This is a genomic window from Cochlodiniinecator piscidefendens (assembly GCF_011326755.1).
In the GTDB taxonomy this organism is placed as follows: Bacteria; Pseudomonadota; Alphaproteobacteria; order Rhodobacterales; family Rhodobacteraceae; genus Cochlodiniinecator; species Cochlodiniinecator piscidefendens.
Genome location: NZ_JAAOIE010000006.1, coordinates 74,503 through 95,256 on the forward strand (window position 1 = coordinate 74,503; position 20,754 = coordinate 95,256).

The window sequence follows — 20,754 nt, forward strand, 5'->3', positions numbered from 1 at the left end:
ATGATTATAAACCATCCGCTACTTGGGCCCCGCGACGCGCAGGAATTCACCTATTTGGGCGACGTGAGCCTTCTTGACCGGCCAGATTGGCAATCAGAAACCGCCGCGCAAGATTTCCACGATTACATGTATCTGCGTGATAATCCGGCTGGCGTTCATCGTGAACTTTGGTTTCATGAAATCGGCGATCGTTCTTGGCTTGTTGTGACGCGAAATACCGTGACGCACGAAATTACAAATGTAGAATTGGCCCGTGATGTCGCACGGCAAAGAGGGGCAGAAAAATGACCCAACGCAATCGATTGAGCGGCGGTCAAATTGTTCGCAACACCCCGCTGAACTTCACCTTTGATGGCAAATCCTACACCGGGTTTCAGGGCGACACACTTGCGTCTGCGTTGATGGCGAATGATGTGCAGTTGCTGGGGCGTTCGTTTAAATACCACAGACCGCGCGGGCTGTTGACCGCCGGATCTGAAGAACCAAATGCATTGGTTGAACTGCGCACAGGCGGCCGTCAGGAACCAAACACGCGCGCCACCGTTGCCGAGTTGTTTGACGGTTTAACAGCCAATTCCCAAAACAGGTTCCCGTCACTGAAGTATGACTTCATGGCGATCAATGACCGGTTTAGCAATTTCCTAAGCGCGGGGTTTTATTACAAAACCTTTATGTGGCCCGCTGCGTTTTGGGAAAAGATTTATGAACCCATTATTCGCAAGGCCGCTGGTTTGGGCAGTATTTCGTTTGAGGACGATCCAGACGCCTATGACAAAGGGTTCTTGCATTGTGATCTGCTGATTATTGGCGCAGGCCCGGCGGGTTTATCGGCGGCGTTGACCGCAGGGCGTGCGGGTGCCAGCGTGATCTTGTCAGAAGAGGACTTTGTTCTTGGGGGTCGACTGAACGGCGAAAGCCACGCGATTGATAACATGGCGGGGACAGATTGGGTTGTGCAGGCTCAGGCTGAATTGGCGGCATTGCCAAATGTTCGGATCATGCCACGCACAACCATTGTGGGCGCTTATGATCACGGTATTTATGGTGCGGTGGAACGTGTGTCTGATCACATCGCGATGCCGGATGCGGGAAAGCCACGGCAGATTTTCTGGCGGATTTATTCTAAGCAAGCTTTGCTATGCGCTGGTGCGATTGAACGCCCGATTGCGTTTGAAAACAATGACCGTCCCGGTGTGATGATGGCTGGTGCTGTGCGCAGTTTTGTGAATCGTTGGGCGGCCACGCCTGCGCAGGATGTTGCGGTCTTTACCAACAATGATGACGGCCATCGTACGGTTGCGGATTTGCAGGCCAAAGGTGTGAATGTGGCGGCGGTGATTGACGTGCGCCCTGATGCGCCACGGGTTGACGGTGCAGAACTGTTCGCAGGCGCGCAAGTCGTGGATAGCGCGGGTCGGCTTGGCCTGAAGTCTATCACCATTCGGTTGCAAAATGGCGAAACCCGTAAAATCTCGTGCGGCGCTTTGGCGGTATCGGGTGGATGGAATCCAAACGCGCATATGACATGCCATCAGCGCGGCAAACCTGTGTGGGATGAAACCATTGCGGCTTTTGTGCCCGGTGGGGACTTGCCTGCCGGTTTGACGGTTGCAGGGGCAGCTATGGGGCAGTTTTCGACTGACGCAGCCCTGTCGGGTGGGGCAAACGCGGCCGTGTCTGCATTGGCCGCGTTGAATATTGACGCAAAAGTTGGGGAACGATCAACAGCAGAAGATGCGCCAACAAATCTGACACCGTTTTGGTACGTCAAGGAGGGCAAAGGCCGCGCGTGGATTGATCAGCAAAATGACGTCACGGTCAAAGATGTGAAGCTCGCCCATCAGGAAAACTTTGTGTCGGTTGAGCATCTGAAACGCTACACCACATTGGGTATGGCAACGGATCAGGGCAAAACGTCCAATATGGGTGGGTTGGCCGTGATGGCCGAAATGACCGGGAAATCTATCCCAGAAACCGGTACCACTATTTTCCGCCCACCTTATACACCTGTGGCGATGGGCACGATCGCCGGGCGGTCTGTTGGCATGGAGTTCCACCCAACACGCGAAACCCCCAGCCATAAATGGGCCTCTGAGCAGGGTGCTGTATTTGTCGAGGTTGGCAATTGGCTCCGGGCGCAGTGGTTTCCGAAGGCTGGTGAAACGCATTGGCGGCAATCGGTGGATCGCGAAGTTCTGGCAACGCGCAAATCGGTTGGGGTGTGTGATGTGACCACTTTGGGCAAAATTGATGTCCAGGGGCGCGATGCGGCGGTGTTCCTGAACCACATTTATGCAAATGCCTTTGGCAAACTTCCTGTCGGGAAGGTCCGCTATGGTTTGATGTTACGCGAAGACGGCATTGCGTATGATGACGGCACCGCAGCGCGTTTGGCTGAGGATCATTTTGTGGTGACAACAACGACGGCAAACGCGGTTCTTGTGTATCGCAACATGGAATTTGCACGCCAATGCTTGTGGCCTGATCTGGATGTACAACTTATTTCAACGACCGAGGCCTGGGCGCAGTATGCGGTGGCAGGGCCAAACGCGCGGAAGCTTTTGCAAAAGGTTGTGGACGCGGATTATGACCTAAGCAACGAGGGCTTTCCGTTTATGGCTTGCGGTGAAATCACCGTTTGCGGCGGCTTGCGGGCCCGGCTTTTCCGGATCTCTTTCTCCGGGGAGTTGGCCTATGAAATCGCGGTACCAACACGATATGGCGATGCGTTGGTGCGAAGGCTGATGGAAGCAGGCGAAGAATTTGATGTCGTCCCATACGGTACCGAAGCACTCGGTGTTATGCGGATCGAAAAAGGCCATGCCGCCGGGAATGAACTTAACGGCACGACGTCAGCAGTGAACCTTGGTATGGGGCGGATGGTCTCAAAGAAAAAGGACTGCATCGGTAATACACTCAGCGAACGGGCAGGTTTGAATGAAGGTGACGCGCTGAACCTCGTCGGCTTTAAACCCGTGAGCGACGCCGACCCTGTCACCGCTGGGGCGTTGTTGATGAATGCCACGGGTGTTGTGTCGGCAGAAGCGGATCAAGGCTACATCACCTCAGCCGCGTATTCACCGATTTTGAACAGTTCAATTGGGATCGGTTTTCTGAAAAACGGTTTTGAACGCAAAGGCGAAGTCATCAGGGCGGTGAATCCGATGGCGGGAACAGAAATAAAGCTCGAAGTGGTCTCAGCCCATTTCGTCGATCCAGAGGGGGAGCGGCTCCGTGCATAATTTAGGTGCAATCACGCCACTTGGCCGAACTCAATCACATGTGGATCAGTTTGATGGTCTGCGTATTTGCGAAGTAACCTCACGCGCGCTTGCGTCATTGAGTGCGCGGTTGGGGGCGGAAAAGGCTTGCGGGGATAAAGCGACAAAATTCACAGGGCTTACACTGCCTTCTGTCGGGAAAAGCGAAGTGGGCGATGCGTTCTCTGCGTTTTGGATGGGACCAGAGCAATGGATGATTGATGCGGATTACGATCAACATACATTGTTGGCCGCTGAGCTTAAATCAGCCATGGGTGATACGGCTTCGGTTGTGGAGCAAACAGACGCATGGTGTCGGTTTGACCTTGAGGGGCCGCGCTGTGCTGATGTTTTTGAACGGCTTTGCAATGTTGATGCGCGTGGCATGACAACGGATGATGTGACCCGCACGCGGCTAGAACATTTGGGCTGTTTTGTCTGGTGTCTTGAGGCTGCAAATAAATTCGCGGTGATTGGACCGCGATCGTCAGCAAAATCTATCCATCACGCGCTGGTTACGGCGGCGCGGTCAGCTATTTAAAATATGCGATGCGGCGCTCTGATTACTTCAGGAGGCGCCGCATTGTGATCGAGGTTGGGCGCGTATATCCGTCATGGGCTGTTTTGTCTGTTTTATGGAAATCCATCTTTTCGAATACAGCGTGATTTTCTGATAACTCCACCCGCGTTTCCAGTTCCAAATACCTTAAGCCAAGTTGGATGCCCAACCCTGTTGCGGCGTTTATCAAATGCCGCGCGTGTCCTTTGCCTCGGCTCTGTTCGGCTACGGCCAGTTTTCCTATATAAAGTCCGTCTTTGATTGGTGTTATGACAACGCAGGCTTCGCAGGGATGACCAATGGACCAAACATAGGCGGTTTCGCATTTTTCTTTCAGGTCATTTAATGTCAGCCTATGGATCGAAGAGGGCGGATCAATGCGCCCGTCCATATAGGCAAAACTTACCTGCATGAGCGTGAGGACGTCAGTTAAATCAGGATCAGTTGGTGCGTGTGTGATGATTTGCACGTGGTGTTCCTTAATCAAATGATAGATGTCGCTGGGGAAAATTCTTAATTTGTATTCCTGCACAGCTGACGTAGTTTTATCAAGCGTCCCGTTGCTTATCACGCGTTGGATTGGCACAGTATCAACATACAAGGGAGGTCCGCATGGCCGGTGGATGGGCGCGCGATGGCGCGGTAAGTGAACAGATCGAAGCATCCGTTTCAGACGAATTGGCACGGATGAAAGCCAAGGCGCAGCCCGTGGGTGAAAGCTTCACTCATTGTGCCGAATGCGAAGAAGAAATTCCCGAAGCCCGGCGCGTCGCGATCCCTGGCGTAAAACTATGCATTGACTGTGTGCGGGAACGCGACGCTGCCTATCAACAACGTGGCGGCATTAATCGCCGCGGATCAAAAGACAGCCAGTTAAAGTAACGACAAAATAAAGCGGGCCGCTCCGCCGAGTTGGCGATATTTTTGAAAGAGTAGACATGCCCAATACCGATACCATCACACTTGGTTTTCTTATTTTTCCGGGGTTTCCGATGGCCTGCTTGACCTCGGCGATTGAGCCTCTGCGGGCAGCAAACGAAATCGATGGCACCAAAAGTTTTGTTTGGAAGGTAATTTCAGAAGACGGGCAAGGCGTCGAAGCCAGTGCAGGTGTTATGTTTCAGCCTGATATTTCCCTTCGTGAGGCCAATGATTTGGACATGCTTTTTTTACTGTCCAGTCCAACAGGTGCGTTTCAGGACGCGAGCTTTGGGAATGGCAGTATTCGGAGATTTGCACGCCATGGTATGATCCTTGGGGCCGTTTCAGGCGGTGTATTTCCCTTAGCGCGATCGGGTATTCTGGATGATCATGTGTGTTCTATTCATTGGTGCTATAAAGCAGCGTTTCAGTCAGAGTTTCCGAAGATCGAAACAAATGACGATGTGTTGGTGACCGACCGGCGGTGTTATACGGTTGCGGGGTCTGGGGCGATGTTTGATATGGCATTGCATATAATCGGTGAAACGATGGGTGATGCGATCATGACCGAGGTGGCCTGCTGGTTTCAGCACCCTTATATTCGTGAACGCGGTGTGCAGCAGAAAATCCCGGCATTTCGAAATGATACCACTGCGGACGCATTGCCTGAAACCGTGGCGCGTGCCGTTGAAATGTTTGCTGAAAATTTGGAACATCCCATAGGTGTTCAAGATGTTGCTGACGCGATTGGCGTTTCTGCCCGGCAACTTGAGCGTAACTTCAAAGCGGCGACAGATTATAGTCCGCTGCTTTATTATCGCCGGATGCGTATGAACGCGGCGCGACAACTGGTTTTGTATTCGCGTGAACCGATGGTCGAGATCGCGCAGGCGGTTGGATACGCAAGCTCGACAACGCTCTCGCAGCATTATCGTGCGCAGTTTGGGGTGACACCACAGGAAGATCGCAATCAACTCAACCAATTTCGGATCAGAGATAACCTGCCGTTGCCGTCCCTTTAGGTCGTGCAGCCTATAGGGTTTTGGTACCCGTAAAGTTTTCGAACCCTTCGGTTGTCTCTGTTAAATCGGCCTCATAATGGGCGATCATAGGCATTGCTATGGGTTCAATGGATGTGTTCCAAACAGGCCCATCATAAAACCCGCCTTTTATTTTTTCGCGTTCAGCGAGCGACGTAAAGGCGCGCATCCAATGGACTTTGTCCGGATTTTCGAGATCGCGCAGAGGACCAAAGACCAACATACCCGCATCCCGCAAAGCATCCCGGTTCTTATGTTCAAAGAATTCAATAAACGCTTCGCGCTGTCCGGAATTCAGGGTGTAGTGGCGGATTTCTATGATCATTGCTGCGTCTTTCCCCAATTTGTTCGGTTCAACATGCGCGATGGTTGCAGCTTCCGCAAGGATGCGATCTTTGCATTTAATGCCTCAGAGGAAACAAAGTTTCTTTTGGGTTGAATGGATGAAGCCTTGGTGCTAGCCTTGATTCGAGACATAAATACAGGAGACCCTTCATTATGTGCGGGATTGTAGGTCTTTTCCTAAAAGACAAAGCGTTGGAGCCTAAGTTGGGCGAAATGCTTACCGATATGCTGATTACCATGACAGACCGAGGCCCCGACAGCGCGGGGATTGCGATCTATGGAAACGACGCGGATCAAAATGCGAAACTGACTGTGCAGTCAGATAACGCCGACAGTGATTTTGCGACTTTGGCGGCAGACTTGGGTATCGTTCTTGGAACGACGGTAGAGCTTAATCGGCGTGACACACATGCTGTGCTGGAAATGCCTGCGGATAAAACCGCTGCTGCGCGTCAGGCCGTTACCGAATTGCGCCCAGGCTTGCGGGTCATGAGCGAAGGCGACACAATTGAGATCTACAAAGAAGTTGGTCTGCCACAAGACGTTGCAAACCGCTTTGGCGTGTCCAACATGAGCGGAACACATGGCATCGGTCATACGCGTATGGCAACTGAATCTGCTGTGACAACCGAAGGGGCGCACCCGTTTTCTACGGCACCAGATCAGTGCCTTGTACATAATGGATCATTGTCAAATCACAACAGCTTGCGTCGCAAACTGGTGCGAGACGGTGTTCGGATCGAAAGCATGAATGACACCGAAGTGGGCGCGGCTTACCTCACGTGGAAAATGCAAAACGGATCAACACTTGGCGAAGCGCTTGAAGGGTCCTTACAGGATCTGGATGGGTTCTTTACCTTTGTTGTGGGAACCAAAGATGGCTTTGGCGTTGTGCGCGATCCGATTGCTTGCAAACCCGCTGTTATGGCCGAAACTGACCAATACGTAGCATTCGGATCTGAGTACCGTGCCTTGGTCAATCTTCCAGGTATCGATGACGCCAAAGTCTGGGAACCTGAGCCCGCAACCGTATATTTCTGGAACCATTGATATGCAGACGTTTGATTTAGAAGCAGAGGGCCTGCGCGCATTGAACACCGCGTTGCACGCTCAGAACGACACAACCAACCAAACCGCATGGGAGGTCATCAACCCAAAGGGCAGCCATGCGATTGCCGTTGGTTTGGATGCCCCTATTGAGGTCACTGTCAAAGGATCAACCGGCTACTATTGCGGCGGGATGAACCAGCAGGCGACGATCAATGTCCATGGTTCTGTTGGGCCGGGTGTGGCTGAAAACATGATGTCAGGCACCGTTGTGATTGAAGGTGATGCCAGCCAATACGCAGGGGCCACAGGCCACGGCGGTTTACTGGTGATCAAAGGCAACGCAAGCTCGCGCTGTGGGATTTCAATGAAGGGGATCGATATCGTTGTGCATGGCAACATCGGCCACATGTCAGCGTTTATGGCGCAGGCTGGTAGCCTTGTTGTTTGTGGTGATGCAGGCGACGCGCTTGGTGATTCTTGTTATGAAGCAAAACTGTTTGTGCGCGGATCTGTTAAAAGCCTCGGCGCGGATTGCATCGAAAAAGAGATGCGCCCTGAACATATCGAACTGTTGAAAGATTTGCTGGAGCGCGCTGGTGCGGATGCAAAACCAGAAGAGTTCAAACGCTACGGTTCTGCACGTCAGCTTTATAACTTTGATGTTGATAATGCGGCTGCGTACTAAGAGGGTAATGATATGAACGATAAGACAAATATCCCGCGTACTATGCCGATCCAATCGGCGACGTTTACGAACGAAATCAATGCCGAAATTCGCCGCGCGGCGGCCACTGGTATTTACGACATTCGTGGGGGTGGCGCCAAACGCAAAGTTCCGCATTTCGACGATCTTCTGTTTCTCGGGGCGTCTATTTCGCGTTATCCTCTCGAAGGGTACCGCGAACAATGTGACACCTCTGTTTTGCTCGGAACGCGTTTTGCAAAGAACCCGATCAAGCTTGATATACCTATCACAATCGCAGGGATGAGCTTTGGCGCGCTTTCGGGTCCAGCCAAGGAAGCATTAGGGCGTGGCGCGTCGATGGCCGGAACATCAACGACAACCGGTGACGGTGGCATGACCCAAGAGGAACGTGGTCACTCCAAACAGCTGGTGTATCAATACTTGCCGTCACGCTATGGGATGAACCCAAATGATTTGCGCAAGGCAGACGCGATTGAAATCGTGGTCGGGCAGGGCGCTAAACCCGGCGGTGGTGGCATGCTGCTTGGTCAGAAAATTTCTGATCGGGTTGCCGGTATGCGGTGCCTGCCCAAGGGTATCGACCAACGGTCATCTTGTCGTCACCCAGATTGGACAGGCCCGGATGATCTTGAGATTAAAATTTTAGAACTGCGCGAAATCACGAACGGGCGTGTTCCGATCTATGTGAAGGTTGCAGGTGCGCGGCCGTATTTTGATACGACATTGGCGATCAAAGCGGGGGCTGATGTTGTTGTCCTTGACGGGATGCAAGGTGGCACAGCGGCGACACAGGATGTGTTCATCGAACATGTTGGCCAACCAACGCTCGCCTGTATTCGTCCTGCGGTTAAGGCGCTTCAGGATTTGGGAATGCACCGCAAAGTGCAGCTGGTTATCTCTGGCGGTATTCGGACAGGTGCGGATGTTGCAAAGGCGCTTGCGCTTGGCGCTGACGCGGTTTCTATCGGTTCTGCTGCAATGATCGCGATTGGCGACAATGACCCGAAATGGGAAAGCGAATATCAAAAACTCGGCACAACAACCGGGGCTTATGATGATTGGCACGAAGGCATGGACCCGGCAGGGATCACAACCCAAGACCCAGAGCTGATGAAGCGGGTTGATCCGGTTGATGCAGGGCGTCGCTTGCGTAATTACCTCAAGGTTATGACGCTTGAGGCACAGACAATCGCACGGGCATGTGGGCATAATCACCTACATAATCTTGAGCCCGAAGATCTCTGCGCGCTGACAATGGAGGCCGCCGCAATGGCGCAGGTTCCTTTGGCAGGCACGGATTGGTACCCAGGAAAAGGTAGTTTTTAATTCGGATTGGGCGCGCTTTCAGTAGGAAGCGCGCCCTTCTTTTACTCAACAGGGAAAGGAAAGTGGAACCATGGCAATCGATCTGGCTACTTTCGCACAAGAAAAAGGCGTCAAATACTTTATGGTCACCTATACCGATTTATTCGGTGGCCAACGCGCAAAACTGGTACCGGCCCAAGCGATCGCCGGCATGCAAAAAGACGGGGCAGGCTTTGCCGGTTTCGCAACATATTTGGATTTGACTCCGGCGCATCCTGACATGCTGTCGGTGCCAGACCCATCGTCCGTGATCCAATTGCCATGGAAACCCGAAGTGGCATGGGTTGCCGGCAATTGCATAATGGAAGACGAACCTGTCGCACAAGCGCCGCGCAACGTGCTAAACCGTCTAATCAAAGAGGCGGCAGATGAAGGTCTGCATGTTAAAACTGGCATTGAGGCCGAGTTTTTCCTACTGACCCCCAATGGCGAACAAATATCCGATCCTTATGATACGGCTGATAAACCCTGCTATGATCAGCAGGCCGTGATGCGCCGCTATGACATCATTGCCGAAATCAGTGATTACATGTTGGAACTGGGCTGGGGTGCGTATCAAAACGACCACGAAGATGCCAATGGTCAGTTCGAAATGAACTGGGAATATGATGATGCATTAAAGACGGCTGATAAACACAGCTTCTTTAAATTCATGACCAAAACCATTGCTGAAAAATACGGCTACCGGGCAACCTTTATGCCTAAACCGGTTGAAGGTTTAACTGGTAACGGGTGCCATGCGCATATCTCCGTTTGGGATGCGCCCGGCAGTGATGCAAAGGTAAACGTGTTTGCCGACAACTCTAAAGAACTGGGTTTGTCAGACAAAGGGCGCGCGTTTCTAGGCGGTATCATGAAGCACGCCTCTGCCTTGGCGGCGATCACCAATCCGACGGTGAACAGCTATAAACGGATCAACGCGCCGCGCACAGCATCGGGCGCGACTTGGGCACCAAACACTGTAACGTGGACCGGTAACAACCGTACACATATGGTGCGTGTTCCAGGGCCGGGTCGGTTTGAATTGCGCCTGCCGGATGGCGCAGTGAACCCTTATCTTTTGCAGGCGGTGATTATCGCTGCAGGTCTTGATGGTGTTCGCACCAACGCTGATCCGGGTAAACGTCATGATATCGACATGTACGCCGAAGGTCACAAAATCAAAGACGCGCCTAAATTGCCGCTGAACCTATTGGATGCGCTGCGCTATTACGACGAAGACGAAGGCCTGAAGTCGATGATGGGGGATGAGTTCTCAGCTGCTTATCTTAAGTTAAAGCACCAAGAGTGGAATTCATTTGTTTCCCATTTCTCACGTTGGGAAAAAGAGAATACACTCGACATCTAATGATGTGAAATTAAAGGAAGGCGCCCCGACATACCATGGGGCGCTTTTTCGCGTTCTGCTGAACTTTATATGTCCAGATCCGTCAGAATGAATCATCTTTGACAGATTGCATGGAAACATGTGTTGACGAGCTGCCGACGTGGGGAAGGGTAGATATGACTCTGCCTAAGATTTCGCGATAGCTGCGCATGTCATTGGTTCTGAGCTTTAAGAGATAATCAAATGCCCCGGCGATCATATGGCATTGCTCAATTTCAGGGACATTTTGCACACTAGCATTGAATTCGCGAAGCGCACCTTCGGTGGTGTCTGTTAAACGAACTTCAACAAATACGACCTGTTCCTTACCCAATTTGACCGGGTTTAAAATGGCCTTGAACCCCTGAATGTATCCCTCGGAAATCAATCTCTTTAGACGTACCTGACACGGGGTTTTTGAAAGGCCGACGCGTGCAGATAACTCTGTTACTGGTAAACGCCCTTCACGACTAAGGATTTGTATGATTTCCACATCGTATCGGTCTAATTGATCTGTTTTGTGCGCATTCATGGGTTATTTGGCCAAAATATGGATTAATTTAAGTTGCTAATCTTTCATATGGATTATTTTTGGTCAACTAGACTTTGTCTTTTGGTGTAATGTTGTCCAAACCAGTTCTTGAGGAGGAATTATGTCTAGCTTGAACGAGATCCGCACACATCTTCGGCACAATAACCTGCGCAATGAAACGCAAGTCATACAAGAACTGATCGACGCTCATCCAATTTCTGCGGCGAAGCGTGCAGTCGTTCAGAATCGCGCAACAGATTTGGTGACGGCAATTCGAAACGATAGCAATCCGGGCCTGATGGAAGTGTTCTTGGCGGAATATGGGTTATCGACAAACGAAGGCGTCGCATTAATGTGCCTGGCAGAAGCGTTGCTTCGTGTGCCGGATGCCGAAACAATCGACGCTTTGATCGAAGATAAAATTGCCCCGTCGGCATGGGGTCAGCACCTTGGGCAATCTTCCTCTTCTCTGGTCAATGCCTCGACGTGGGCGTTGATGCTGACGGGTAAAGTTTTGCAAGATGGAACTGGGATCGCTGCAACGCTTAAGGGCGCTGTTAAACGGTTGGGAGAGCCAGTGATCCGCGTTGCGGTTGGGCGTGCAATGAAGGAAATGGGCGCGCAATTTGTACTTGGGCAAACCATCAAGGAAGCCGTCAAGCGTGGAAAAACCAAAGAGAGTGAAGGTTATACCTATTCTTATGACATGCTCGGAGAAGCGGCGCTAACTGCTGCGGATGCCACGGCGTTTCTGAACGCGTATTCAGATGCGATCGCAAAACTAGCGGATGAATGCCGATCCAATGATATTCGCGAAAACCCGGGAATTTCCATCAAACTCTCTGCGCTGCACCCACGGTATGAAGTGGGTCAAAAAGAACGGGTGATGAAGGAATTGGTGCCTGTAACCTTGCGATTGGCGCAGCAGGCTAAAGCCGCGGGCATGGGGTTAAACATCGATGCCGAAGAGGCTGACCGTCTTGAGCTTTCGATGGATGTAATCGAAGCGGTGCTGCGCGATCCCTCTTTGGCGGGCTGGGATGGCTTTGGTGTTGTTGTGCAAGCCTACGGAAAGCGCGCGCCGCAAGTCATCGATTGGCTGTATGCGTTGTCTGGCGAATTGGATCGTAAAATTATGGTGCGGTTGGTCAAAGGCGCATATTGGGACACTGAAGTAAAACGGGCTCAGGTTGAGGGCCTGTCTGGATTTCCGGTTTTCACCCGTAAAGTTGCAACCGATGTGTCTTATGTGTGTTGCGCCCAAAAACTGCTGGGGATGACAGATAGAATTTATCCACAATTTGCCACGCACAACGCACATACTGTCGCGGCTGTTCTGGAAATGGCTGACGATAAAACAACGTTTGAATTCCAACGCTTGCACGGTATGGGCGAAAGCCTACATGATTTGGTTCTTAAGAAAAATGGAACGCGTTGTCGGATCTATGCTCCCGTCGGAGCCCATCGTGATCTACTGGCGTATCTCGTGCGGCGTTTGTTGGAAAATGGTGCAAATTCGTCTTTTGTTAATCAGATTGTCGATGAAACTGTTGCCCCCGAAATTGTGGCGGCTGACCCTTTTGAAGCGTATGGCGCTGGGGGTGTGAATGCAGCGGTACGTTTACCGAGTGATATATACGGCGATGAGCGCCCAAATTCTCGCGGTTGGGATTTGCATGATATTGACGATCTCGCTGAAATCGAAGCCGCCCGCGCACCTTTCGAAAATCACTTTTGGAAAACGGGCCCATTAATCAGTGGTGTGGTGAACGGCGATGCGGAACGCGCAGTTGTAAGCCCTGCTAATCATGATGACGCTGTAGGTTCGGTCGTTCAAGCTTCTCCCGAAGATGTAGAAACAGCGCTGGCAAACGCCACGGCTTGGGCGATGGATGCTAAGGCGCGTGCAGAGGTTCTGTGCCGCGCTGCGGATCTTTATGAACAGCACTTTGGTGAGTTCTTTGCTGCCCTCACGCGCGAAGCAGGAAAGACCCCGATGGATGCAATCGCCGAATTGCGCGAAGCTGTTGATTTCCTACGCTACTACGCTGCACGGGGAACAGAGCTTTCTAATCCGGCGCGGGGCATTATGGCGTGTATCTCGCCGTGGAATTTCCCGCTGGCGATCTTTACCGGGCAAATTGCAGCGGCGTTGGCTGCTGGAAATGGGGTTGTGGCGAAACCGGCTGACCCCACCTCAATTACCGCCAGCATTGCTGTACGTTTGATCCATGAGGCAGGGGTGCCGGTGACCGCGTTACAACTCTTGCCGGGTCGCGGTTCTGTAGTGGGCGCACGTTTGACGTCGGATGAACGGGTTAAAGGCATCTGCTTCACGGGTTCCACGCACACGGCCCAAACAATAAACCGGGCGATGGTTGAGAAAATCACACCTGCTGCGCCTTTGATCGCGGAAACGGGTGGACTGAATTCAATGATTGTTGATTCAACAGCTCTGCCGGAACAAGCAATTAAAGACATTGTAGCCTCGGCCTTCCAATCTGCGGGGCAACGGTGTTCTGCGCTTAGATTGCTGTATGTACAAGAAGACGTCGCGGAAACTTTTTTGGAAATGCTCTATGGCGCGATGGATGAGTTGGTCGTCAATAATCCGTGGAGCCTACAAACGGATGTCGGGCCTGTTATCAATGAGGGCGCATATTCCGAAATTCAGGATTATATCGAAACTGCGCGTGTGCAAGGCCGGGTCTTAAAAGAGATTTCAGCGCCGGAAGTAGGAACATTTGTTGCTCCAACTGTGTTGAAAGTGAACGGCATCGCTGATCTGGAAAAAGAGGTTTTTGGCCCAGTTATGCATGTCGCTACGTACAAAGCGTCAGAGCTTGATGCCGTTGTTGATGCGATTAATGCCACTGGATTTGGTCTGACCTTTGGGATGCATTCGCGGATTGATGATCGGATTGAACAAGTCACTGCGCAGCTGAACGTTGGTAACATGTATATCAACCGCAACCAAATCGGCGCGATTGTTGGATCGCAACCGTTTGGTGGTGAGGGGCTGTCAGGAACGGGCCCCAAGGCAGGTGGCCCATCTTATGTGAAGCGATTTGCCCAACCAAAGGCACGTAGCATTCAAACCGATGACATACCTTTTGCCGAACTTTCGGCAGTACAAGCGGCTTTACATGCGGCACCGAAGCCTTCACGCAAAGTCCTTAACCGGTTGGAACTTCCTGGTCCAACAGGTGAATCGAATGTGCTTTCGACATATGGGCGCGGCATATTTTTATGCTTGGGCCCGACGCTTGAAGCTGCTCTGCAACAGGCTGAAATCGCGCGTGCACATGGCTGTTCGGCAGTTGTTGTGGCCCCCGGTGGAACAGGCGCATCTGCAGTCAACGGAACCCTAGATCCGGCGCATCTGCGTGAATTAACGGGGTTAGATGCTGTGGTTTATTGGGCCCCTGAGGAAGTTATGCGCGATTTGCGTACTGCACTGGCCTATCGGGACGGCGCTTTGATTCCGCTGATCAACGACGAAGATTTCGGTGAACGCTGTCATCTAGAACGTCATGTTTGTGTCGATACCACCGCAGCAGGCGGTAATGCTTCGCTGTTGGCGCAAGCGAGCTGAGCAGCAAGAGGCTTTTGAAACACCTGCGATTGGGCCAGCTCTTGGGGTTGGTCCAGTCGTACATCGCGCTCTATAATTTGCGTTATGTAATATTGTTGGTTTGTTCAACGCCAAGAGATCAGTGATTGATGTTAGGGTTTTCTTTCAGTCGATGTACCAATAGATCGACGAACGCTCTGATTTTGGCATTTGCCTTTCGGCCTTCCAAATGAATGATGCTCACAGGAATGGATTTGGGTTCGTAGTCACGCAGGATCCGCACCAATGACCCTGCACGCAACTCTTCGCCAACTTGGTATGACATTAAACGGGTAATTCCGAACCCTTTTTTGGCGGCTTCGATGGCAGTGCCATTTTGATTGCATTGCAGGCGTGGCGAAATTTTTATGCTGAGCTTACGATCTGCTTTTTCAAACTGCCACGTCGTTGAGGCCTCGATGGTGGATGCAAGAGTGACCTCGTGATTGATTAGGTCTTCGGGTGACTTAGGGGTTCCGTGTTTTTCGAAATACTCTGGGGCACCGCAAACCACACGTTGAACGCTTCCGACTTGCGTTGCGAATAAACCTGAATCTTTGAGGTGCCCAATGCGGACAGCGATGTCTAAGCCTTCATCAAGAATATTGCCAACGCGATCATAGAACATTGCTTTTACATCAACAGCAGGGTTTTGCTGTAGATATTCGGTTAGAATTGGCGCGATGTGTTTTTGACCGAACAAAACGGGGGCGGTGATTGATAGGCTGCCTCGTGGTTCTATGTAACTTCCGGATGCTGCGGCTTCGGCCTGTTCTAGATCTTCTAGAATTTGCTTGGCGTCTTTGTAAAATCGCGCTCCGGTATCCGTTAATCGAACATGTCGCGTGGTACGATTGAACAGGCGCACGTCTAGGTTTTGTTCGAGTTGAGCAATGGCACGGGTAACTGCAGGAGCTGAAAGATTTAATTTGCGGCTGGTGGCCACAAAACTTTGGCAATTTGCCACTTCGACGAAAACGCGCATGTTTTCAAGCTTGTCCACTGCAAGGTTCCTTGGGGCTTTGATTATTATTTCGCATGATGAAATATACAGTTTTAAAATGACACAATTATTTCAAATTGGTTTCTGAGTATGTTTCTCCAAACTTGATCAAAGTGAGAGCAACATATGCCCCGTCCCCCATTACCTCCGTTTACGGAGCAGACCGCTATCGAAAAAATCCGCCTTGCTGAGGATGGCTGGAATTCGCGTGACGCAAGCAAGGTCGCGCTGGCTTATTCAGAGAACACAAATTGGCGCAACCGGGCACATTTTGTATCCAATCGCCAAGAAGCCGAAGCGTTTCTGGCTGCAAAATGGGTTAGGGAAAATGAGTATCGCCTGATCAAAGAGCTTTGGGCATTTTCGAGTAATCGAATTGCCGTGCGTTACGCTTATGAATGGCGTGATGATAGCGGCAATTGGTTCCGTTCTTATGGGAATGAAAATTGGGAATTTGAAGCGGATGGCCTAATGGTCAATCGTTTTGCCAGCATTAATGATCTCCCTATCAAAGAAGAGGATCGTTTGTTCCACTGGCCGTTGGGCCGGCGCCCTGATGATCACCCCGGATTGAGTGAACTCGGGCTATAACACAACAGGAGGAAAAGATGGCGTATTCAAGCGATATTGCATTCACGGATGTTGTAAAATCTATTCAATCCCGAAAAGGGTCACGCGATCTGTATGCGCAAATGGAACAGAACGGTAGTTGGGACACGGAAATTATGCCTGACATTGCCGCTTATATCGCGGATCAACAGAGCTTTTTTCTAGCGACCGCAAATGCCGAAGGCCAACCCTATATTCAGCACCGCGGCGGCCCCGTCGGTTTTCTGAAGGTTCTAGACAAAAAAACCTTGGCCTTTGCGGACTTTAAGGGAAACAAACAGTTTATCAGTCAGGGCAATCTATCCGAAAACTCTAAATCCTTTATTTTTCTCATTGATTACACCAATCGGACCAGGGTGAAAATTTGGGGAACTGCGAAAATAGTAGAAGATGATACGCAGCTGTTGACCGAGCTGATGCCGGAAGATGGCACGTATCGCGCGCGCCCTGAACAGGTGTTGAAATTTACAGTTGAGGCGCTTGATCGCAATTGCCCACAACATATTCCTCAACGTTTTGAACGTAATGATGTGGAGCGGATGTTAAGTGAAAAAGACGCGCAAATTGCCCAACTTGAGGAACGTATTCGCACGCTCACGATGAAGACAGAATAAATATGTCAGGACGCATCGAATACTTACGAAGCTCAGAAAGGGCGCATCCGCCGCACGGGCTAAATCAACCCGCCATTCACGTGTAAAATTTGCCCGGTAATATAACCTGCATCTTGGCTTAGCAAAAAACGTATGGCTTGGCTGACATCCTCGGGTTTTCCCAAACGTCCGAGCGGGATTTTGCGGGTGATCTCGTCTAAAACATTAGGAGAGAGCGCATCACCGGTGCCTTTGTCCTTTTCAATATAGCCGGGTACAACGCAGTTTACCGTTATGCTATCCTTGGCCAAGGCCAACGATAGGCTGCGGACGGCGACTTCAATCGCTCCTTTTGAGGCGGCAGATGCTGGGAACTGGGGCATGTCCGTTCGAAATACATGCGAAGTGAAGCTTCCGACAGCTACGATTCTGGGATGCGGCGCCTGAGACAGCAGATGCTTTGCACTTTGCACCAACTCAAAGAAACTCTGGGTATTGCCGAGAAAAGCATAAGAAATGTCGTCAGGTTGCATTTCGTTCAGGCTTTTCAAAAGCGGAAATCCCGCGTTGGCAACCAAAGCATCCAGTTGTCCAAAACGGGCGGCGTGTGCAGCTACGATTGCAGCGGCTGTGCCCGGTTCTGATAAATCCCCAAGTATTGTTTCAACTTCGGCCCCTCGATCGCGCGCTTGATTTGCGATCGCATTTAGCGCTGTTTCGGACTTGCGGGTGTGTAACGTTAGCTGAGCGCCCGGTTTTGAACAGGTCAAAGCCAGCGCTGCCCCAATTCCTGATGCCGCACCGGTGATGATTGTTGAAACGCCTCTAGTCATACTTCGGTTTGATCCCAGTTCTGCCCCAATATCCAATCGCAAAAATTTGCGACGCTGCTTACTCTCTTATGGGCGCGTGGCAAAACCAAGTAAAATCCCGGAATTTGCTGTTTAGGCATTGCATATAGGATATCTGTGCCAAGCGGAGCAACCAAATCCCCGGCTCGAATATCGTTGTCTGCATCTTCTCGTGAGATCAGTCCAACACCCATACCCGACAGCGTCGCACGGCGCATGGTGGCCGCATCGTGGAATGCAATCTCTGATGTGTTTTCTGGGATCTCTAATTCGAAAAAATCTAAGATGTCGTTCCACAGGGTATTTTGCAAAACGGGGTGTAATAGTGTTTCGTTTAGAAGATCCTGGGGTGAGCTAATTCTTTCTGCGACCTCAGCAGTGCAACAAATCACTTTGTAGTCGATCAACAACTGAGTGCTCTCAAGATCGTTCCAATTGCCATAGCCCCATTGAACCGCAACATCAATGTCGTCGCGGCTAAAGTCAGGGGTTTCAACCATGGTTGTAAGGCGAAGATCGGATTGAGGAACAAATTCGCGAAAGGTCTCTAACCGTGGCAGGAGATAGCGCGTCGCAAAATAAGGAGACACATTTAGCGTGATGCGGTTTTTATACTTTTGATTGGTTACGCGTCGCACCCCTTCGGCCAATTCTTCAAAACCGGCTTCGACATAACGGGCAAGTAAGATTGCAGCTTCGGTTGGTTCGATTGAACGTCCTTTGCGTTCAAATAGGGATACTTGCAGGGTGTCTTCTAGCAGTTTTATTTGCTGACTCACGGCCTGAGGCGTGACCAACAGTTCGTCAGCAGCGCCGCGAATAGAATTGTGTCGCGCCGCCGCATGAAATGCCTTCAGAGCATTCAGAGGAGGAAGTTTAAGGCGTGTCGCATTCATTGAATAATTCCCGACAAAGGCACCAAATTAGATCACCGCTTTTTCCAAAAAGGGTTCGTTGCGCACAATTCTATCATAGCCAATTGGGCTGAGATCTAAACTGCGAAATGCGCCGTAGGTGATCCATTCTGCTACGCCACGTCCAACTGCAGGGGATTGTTGCAATCCATGACCTGAAAACCCATTGGCAAAGATAAAGTTCCTGACCTCGGTATGAGGACCAGCAACAACGTTGTGATCGAGAGTATTAAATGCATAGTGGCCCGCCCAAAAGTTCACCAACTTGATCGCCTCAAAAGCACTGGAACGTTCAGCGAGGTCCATCCAAATTTTTTCAAACTCATCATGGCGTGGCTCAAAATCATCCCAATCTACGGCGGGATCTTCAAAGGGCGTTGTGCCTGACAGGAAAAACTTGCCTTCCGGGCGGCAAAATGTGCCCGATGGATCGATCATAAGTGGCAGACGCCCATTGTTCACGGTTGCACCGCCCTCTGGGGTTTTGGCGCAGTCAAACACGAAAAGCGAACGTTTACGTGGCTCAATAGGGATCGATAATCCGGCCATAGCAGCGGTTTGGGCAGCTCGAGGGCCAGATGCGTTGACCAGAGTTCCGCACGAAATGCTTTGCCCTGATTTGAGCGTGACCCCAGTTACCTTATTGTTCTCACGTTCGATGCTGATAACTTCGTCAATGACGTAGTCAGCTCCTTGCGCGCGGGCCTTTTTGCGAAACCCATTCATAATTCCAGTGTTTGAAAACCAACCTTCGCCTGATTGGCCATAACTTCCGAGCTGTAGATCCTCGACATTAAGATGCGGGAAGGCCGTTTTGATTTGATCAGGACCCCACAAAACAACATCTGCACCGAGTGATCGCTGCACTTCGTGGTTTTCGCGAAGAATCTGAACTTGCTCATCCGTTTTGGCCAAAAAGAGGTAACCACCTTCGTGGAACCCCAAATCCGGTTTATCGCCATCGACCTCCATTGTTTGGGCGAATTCACGAATGAATTTTGTGCCAAACTGCCCAATTTGAACATTTATCGGATTGGAAAATTGGTTGCGGATAGCGCTGGAGCTAAGCGAGGTAGAAGCTTGTGCAAATGTTGGGTCTCGTTCGATAATCAGAACGGACCCGTTAAAATCGGGGTTTTCCGTGAGGAAATAAGCAACAGAAGAGCCGATCACAGCCCCGCCGATAATCACCACATCATAAGTGTCGCGCATTACTCGCCCTCGTCATTTGGGTGGCCCAATTCGCAGAACCATCCACCAATAAATTGTACGCTAGGCGCGTTAGGGTCCGGTACATCTGTTTTGGCCTCCATCGCTTCGCGGTATGGTTCGGCGCTGTCTTGAGGGTGATAACCGATATGGCCAGCTTTGCTATCATCGACAACTTTTAATCTATTGTCGGAAAGACCATGGCCGATGGTGTGGCCCAAACGCGGGGCAACCAAGGCGCGTTCGACATATTGCACGCAATCAGCAAAACTAAGCCAGCTCCAAAGCATCCGTCGGTCTGCCGGTTCAGGGAACGATGAAAAAATCCGCAGACACAGGCTTTCGATGCCAAACTTGTCCCAATACAGACGGCTTAGGCTTTCGACGAAATTCTTTGAAACACCATAGAGACTGTCAGGACGCACCGGACAATCCGCGTCGATGTTCGCCTGCATATCGTGATAGCCGATGGCATGAACAGAGGATGCGTAGATTACACGTTTCACACCATTTTTACGGGCACCTTCGTAAATGTGGTATGACCCACGGATGTTGCTGTCCAAAATGGTCTCAAAATCCACTTCAAGCGGCGCTCCACCAAAGTGAACGATTGCATCGACATCTTTTGTCAGCGCCATGACTGCATCGTAATCGCCCAATTCGCATACCACGGCTTCTTCGTGCGGTTGAATGTTGGCCATCTCGTCGCGGTCAGAAATACGAACATGCTCAGCCAGGTGTGCCAGCCCACTACGCAGTTCAGTTCCTAAGCGCCCACCTGCCCCGGTGATCAGAATACGATTAAATGGTTTCATAGG

At 51.0% G+C, this 20,754-nt stretch carries 20 protein-coding genes; 12 read left to right on the forward strand and 8 right to left on the reverse strand.

All coding sequences use genetic code 11. The features are described 5' to 3' along the window. Genes G9C99_RS14865 through G9C99_RS14875 form a run of 3 tightly spaced genes read left to right on the forward strand, consistent with a single transcriptional unit; the run spans position 1 to position 3,801 of the window. Positions 1–288 carry a sarcosine oxidase subunit delta gene (locus tag G9C99_RS14865; RefSeq protein WP_166418312.1) on the forward strand — a complete coding sequence of 96 codons (288 nt, stop codon included), beginning with the start codon at positions 1–3 and terminating at the stop codon, positions 286–288. Then, complete coding sequence (locus G9C99_RS14870; protein WP_166418313.1) at positions 285–3,242, forward strand: sarcosine oxidase subunit alpha family protein; 2,958 nt, start codon at positions 285–287, stop codon at positions 3,240–3,242. Before G9C99_RS14865 ends, G9C99_RS14870 begins: the two co-directional genes overlap by 4 nt. Further along, on the forward strand, positions 3,235–3,801 hold the full coding sequence (locus G9C99_RS14875; protein WP_166418314.1) for a sarcosine oxidase subunit gamma: 567 nt from the start codon (positions 3,235–3,237) through the stop codon (positions 3,799–3,801). The genes G9C99_RS14870 and G9C99_RS14875 overlap by 8 nt, the downstream gene beginning before the upstream one ends. A gap of 22 nt (positions 3,802–3,823) precedes the next feature. On the opposite strand, the gene G9C99_RS14880 is transcribed toward G9C99_RS14875, so the two are convergent. Then, a complete protein-coding gene (locus G9C99_RS14880) occupies positions 3,824–4,288 on the reverse strand; it encodes a GNAT family N-acetyltransferase (protein ID WP_331460015.1) in 465 nt (154 codons plus the stop codon). A 143-nt stretch (positions 4,289–4,431) separates the two neighbouring features. Here G9C99_RS14880 and G9C99_RS14885 point away from each other — a divergent pair, with 143 nt between their 5' ends. Both G9C99_RS14885 and G9C99_RS14890 read left to right on the forward strand, forming a co-directional pair. Next, positions 4,432–4,701, forward strand: a complete 270-nt coding sequence (locus G9C99_RS14885) for a DksA/TraR family C4-type zinc finger protein (protein WP_166418315.1) — start codon at positions 4,432–4,434, stop codon at positions 4,699–4,701. A gap of 56 nt (positions 4,702–4,757) precedes the next feature. Then, positions 4,758–5,762, forward strand: coding sequence for a GlxA family transcriptional regulator (locus G9C99_RS14890; protein WP_166418316.1), 1,005 nt, complete (start codon positions 4,758–4,760; stop codon positions 5,760–5,762). A 10-nt stretch (positions 5,763–5,772) separates the two neighbouring features. Here the strand turns inward: G9C99_RS14890 and G9C99_RS14895 are convergent, their stop codons facing one another. Then, complete coding sequence (locus tag G9C99_RS14895; protein ID WP_166418317.1) at positions 5,773–6,105, reverse strand: NIPSNAP family protein; 333 nt, start codon at positions 6,103–6,105, stop codon at positions 5,773–5,775. Positions 6,106–6,278: 173 nt separating this feature from the next. Between G9C99_RS14895 and G9C99_RS14900 the strand changes: the two genes are divergently transcribed. From G9C99_RS14900 to glnT, 4 genes are all read left to right on the forward strand, one after another. Continuing rightward, positions 6,279–7,175: a class II glutamine amidotransferase gene (locus G9C99_RS14900; RefSeq protein ID WP_166418318.1), complete on the forward strand. Its 897-nt coding sequence runs from the start codon at positions 6,279–6,281 to the stop codon at positions 7,173–7,175. Between the two features lies 1 nt (position 7,176). Further along, positions 7,177–7,860 (forward strand): GltB/FmdC/FwdC-like GXGXG domain-containing protein, encoded by a 684-nt coding sequence (locus G9C99_RS14905; RefSeq protein ID WP_166418319.1) that lies wholly within the window; start codon positions 7,177–7,179, stop codon positions 7,858–7,860. Between the two features lie 12 nt (positions 7,861–7,872). After that, positions 7,873–9,207: an FMN-binding glutamate synthase family protein gene (locus G9C99_RS14910; protein WP_166418320.1), complete on the forward strand. Its 1,335-nt coding sequence runs from the start codon at positions 7,873–7,875 to the stop codon at positions 9,205–9,207. 70 nt (positions 9,208–9,277) lie between these two features. Then, positions 9,278–10,594, forward strand: a complete 1,317-nt coding sequence (gene glnT, locus G9C99_RS14915) for a type III glutamate--ammonia ligase (RefSeq protein WP_166418321.1) — start codon at positions 9,278–9,280, stop codon at positions 10,592–10,594. Positions 10,595–10,676: 82 nt separating this feature from the next. Here glnT and G9C99_RS14920 read toward each other — a convergent pair whose 3' ends face one another. Then, positions 10,677–11,144, reverse strand: a complete 468-nt coding sequence (locus tag G9C99_RS14920) for an Lrp/AsnC ligand binding domain-containing protein (RefSeq protein ID WP_166418322.1) — start codon at positions 11,142–11,144, stop codon at positions 10,677–10,679. Positions 11,145–11,265: 121 nt separating this feature from the next. Here G9C99_RS14920 and putA point away from each other — a divergent pair, with 121 nt between their 5' ends. Next, the gene (gene putA, locus G9C99_RS14925) at positions 11,266–14,739 is read left to right on the forward strand and encodes a bifunctional proline dehydrogenase/L-glutamate gamma-semialdehyde dehydrogenase PutA (RefSeq protein WP_166418323.1); all 3,474 of its coding nucleotides are present in this window, start codon (positions 11,266–11,268) and stop codon (positions 14,737–14,739) included. A gap of 118 nt (positions 14,740–14,857) precedes the next feature. On the opposite strand, the gene G9C99_RS14930 is transcribed toward putA, so the two are convergent. Further along, positions 14,858–15,760: a LysR family transcriptional regulator gene (locus G9C99_RS14930; RefSeq protein ID WP_166418324.1), complete on the reverse strand. Its 903-nt coding sequence runs from the start codon at positions 15,758–15,760 to the stop codon at positions 14,858–14,860. Between the two features lie 126 nt (positions 15,761–15,886). On the opposite strand from G9C99_RS14930, the gene G9C99_RS14935 reads away from it, so the two are divergent. Further along, a complete protein-coding gene (locus G9C99_RS14935; protein WP_166418325.1) occupies positions 15,887–16,351 on the forward strand; it encodes a nuclear transport factor 2 family protein in 465 nt (154 codons plus the stop codon). A gap of 17 nt (positions 16,352–16,368) precedes the next feature. Beyond that, complete coding sequence (locus tag G9C99_RS14940; protein WP_166418326.1) at positions 16,369–16,983, forward strand: pyridoxamine 5'-phosphate oxidase family protein; 615 nt, start codon at positions 16,369–16,371, stop codon at positions 16,981–16,983. Positions 16,984–17,042: 59 nt separating this feature from the next. Here the strand turns inward: G9C99_RS14940 and G9C99_RS14945 are convergent, their stop codons facing one another. From G9C99_RS14945 to G9C99_RS14960, 4 genes are read right to left on the reverse strand one after another with little or no spacing between them, the layout of a single operon-like run. After that, a complete protein-coding gene (locus tag G9C99_RS14945) occupies positions 17,043–17,795 on the reverse strand; it encodes an SDR family NAD(P)-dependent oxidoreductase (protein WP_166418327.1) in 753 nt (250 codons plus the stop codon). Next, positions 17,792–18,709, reverse strand: coding sequence for a LysR substrate-binding domain-containing protein (locus G9C99_RS14950; protein ID WP_166418328.1), 918 nt, complete (start codon positions 18,707–18,709; stop codon positions 17,792–17,794). The genes G9C99_RS14945 and G9C99_RS14950 overlap by 4 nt, the downstream gene beginning before the upstream one ends. A 27-nt stretch (positions 18,710–18,736) precedes the next feature. Beyond that, positions 18,737–19,939, reverse strand: coding sequence for an NAD(P)/FAD-dependent oxidoreductase (locus G9C99_RS14955; RefSeq protein WP_166418329.1), 1,203 nt, complete (start codon positions 19,937–19,939; stop codon positions 18,737–18,739). Continuing rightward, a complete protein-coding gene (locus G9C99_RS14960) occupies positions 19,939–20,751 on the reverse strand; it encodes an NAD-dependent epimerase/dehydratase family protein (protein WP_166418330.1) in 813 nt (270 codons plus the stop codon). Before G9C99_RS14960 ends, G9C99_RS14955 begins: the two co-directional genes overlap by 1 nt. Positions 20,752–20,754: the final 3 nt, after the last annotated feature.

Bases quoted from the DNA above. Each gene is read 5' to 3' on its own strand.
- G9C99_RS14865 (WP_166418312.1), top strand. From the start codon at position 1: ATGATTATAAACCATCCGCTACTTGGGCCCCGCGACGCGCAGGAATTC.
- G9C99_RS14870 (WP_166418313.1), top strand. From the start codon at position 285: ATGACCCAACGCAATCGATTGAGCGGCGGTCAAATTGTTCGCAACACC.
- G9C99_RS14885 (WP_166418315.1), top strand. From the start codon at position 4,432: ATGGCCGGTGGATGGGCGCGCGATGGCGCGGTAAGTGAACAGATCGAA.
- G9C99_RS14890 (WP_166418316.1), top strand. From the start codon at position 4,758: ATGCCCAATACCGATACCATCACACTTGGTTTTCTTATTTTTCCGGGG.
- G9C99_RS14895 (WP_166418317.1), bottom strand. From the start codon at position 6,105: ATGATCATAGAAATCCGCCACTACACCCTGAATTCCGGACAGCGCGAA.
- G9C99_RS14900 (WP_166418318.1), top strand. From the start codon at position 6,279: ATGTGCGGGATTGTAGGTCTTTTCCTAAAAGACAAAGCGTTGGAGCCT.
- G9C99_RS14905 (WP_166418319.1), top strand. From the start codon at position 7,177: ATGCAGACGTTTGATTTAGAAGCAGAGGGCCTGCGCGCATTGAACACC.
- G9C99_RS14910 (WP_166418320.1), top strand. From the start codon at position 7,873: ATGAACGATAAGACAAATATCCCGCGTACTATGCCGATCCAATCGGCG.
- glnT (WP_166418321.1), top strand. From the start codon at position 9,278: ATGGCAATCGATCTGGCTACTTTCGCACAAGAAAAAGGCGTCAAATAC.
- G9C99_RS14920 (WP_166418322.1), bottom strand. From the start codon at position 11,144: ATGAATGCGCACAAAACAGATCAATTAGACCGATACGATGTGGAAATC.
- putA (WP_166418323.1), top strand. From the start codon at position 11,266: ATGTCTAGCTTGAACGAGATCCGCACACATCTTCGGCACAATAACCTG.
- G9C99_RS14935 (WP_166418325.1), top strand. From the start codon at position 15,887: ATGCCCCGTCCCCCATTACCTCCGTTTACGGAGCAGACCGCTATCGAA.
- G9C99_RS14940 (WP_166418326.1), top strand. From the start codon at position 16,369: ATGGCGTATTCAAGCGATATTGCATTCACGGATGTTGTAAAATCTATT.
- G9C99_RS14945 (WP_166418327.1), bottom strand. From the start codon at position 17,795: ATGACTAGAGGCGTTTCAACAATCATCACCGGTGCGGCATCAGGAATT.
- G9C99_RS14950 (WP_166418328.1), bottom strand. From the start codon at position 18,709: ATGAATGCGACACGCCTTAAACTTCCTCCTCTGAATGCTCTGAAGGCA.
- G9C99_RS14955 (WP_166418329.1), bottom strand. From the start codon at position 19,939: ATGCGCGACACTTATGATGTGGTGATTATCGGCGGGGCTGTGATCGGC.
- G9C99_RS14960 (WP_166418330.1), bottom strand. From the start codon at position 20,751: ATGAAACCATTTAATCGTATTCTGATCACCGGGGCAGGTGGGCGCTTA.